This window comes from Alteromonas sp. G4i13 (assembly GCF_054960505.1).
In genome coordinates, this window is record NZ_JBHNYX010000108.1 from 1 (window position 1) to 1,004 (window position 1,004).

2 protein-coding genes and 1 pseudogene are annotated in these 1,004 nt (G+C 41.0%); 2 read left to right on the forward strand and 1 reads right to left on the reverse strand.

Annotated features, from left to right (window positions below; translation table 11 throughout):
- Positions 1-44: 44 nt before the first annotated feature.
- Positions 45-290 carry a DUF5676 family membrane protein gene (locus ACFI6J_RS21485; RefSeq protein WP_012516913.1) on the forward strand — a complete coding sequence of 82 codons (246 nt, stop codon included), beginning with the start codon at positions 45-47 and terminating at the stop codon, positions 288-290.
- A gap of 101 nt (positions 291-391) precedes the next feature.
- Complete coding sequence (locus tag ACFI6J_RS21490) at positions 392-547, forward strand: hypothetical protein (protein ID WP_338854088.1); 156 nt, start codon at positions 392-394, stop codon at positions 545-547.
- Between the two features lie 155 nt (positions 548-702).
- On the opposite strand, the pseudogene ACFI6J_RS21495 reads toward ACFI6J_RS21490, so the two are convergent.
- Positions 703-1,004: pseudogene (locus ACFI6J_RS21495) on the reverse strand (amino acid permease); the annotation flags it as partial.

A 1,004-nucleotide genomic window follows, 5' to 3' on the forward strand; every position in this document is an offset into this window, starting at 1 on the left:
TATGATGCTGGCTTTAAGGAGGCGTAAGATGAAAATTCGAGAAAATGTATTTGCGTTCGCGTGCGCCGCATCGTTCAGCTTCGAGAGTGTTGTTAGTTGTTAGTTCTTTGTTCATTATTACAATGCCCGACATGATGTCACCCATGGCTGGTAATATAATGTTTTCAGACTGGCAAGGGATGATATGGAACGTGCCTTTATTGGGTGTAGTGATAGGCGGAGCTTTATGGGCTTTGTTCGCAGGTGTACTGGGTTGGCTTATTGCCAGTATTTACAATAGGCAGCTGTAGTAGTGAGGGCTAAATAAATAGTCAGTATTTGTCCTTTTAGCACAGGTACGATATTTGCTGATATCTACTGCCACATAAATTTAAACTAACGGTGAGATATTATGATAACCAATAATTCAGAATTAGCCTTACAGCAAGCCATGCAACTACCCAGTCAAACCAATACAGAGAAGCAGGGTTGTAGCCAGCCACCTGAGTCAAAAGGACAGGACTTTGCTGAAATAATGGATACACTGAAGCAGCAAAAAAGCGGTTAAAGTGTGCCACGAGTAAAAATAACCGGCACGCTAATGCCGGTTAATTCCTTTCCTATTCATAACAACTGCGCTTACCTTTTAGGCTGCTACTCTGCCTACGCTGAATATTGTCTTACTCCGTCGATGTAGTTCATGAACAGCTTCAATGATTTGCATCAGTTATAATTTTTATCATCATCATCATACGCATGGAGCTTTAGAAACCATTTCTCAGCCGCGAATACGATAAGAAGTCCAGCCACAGAAATCCCAACAATGAAGATATCTGATTTTGCTTTCACCCACATAAAAGATAGAAGAACAATGATATCGAGAATAATTGCACTGACTAGTACCCAAGCTTTAGCTTGCACATCATCTCGTAAATGCTTGAACACTCCCCAGTGGATGAAGATATCCATTACGATATAAAAAACTACACCGATGGAGGCTATGCGGCTCAAATCGAAGAATATGG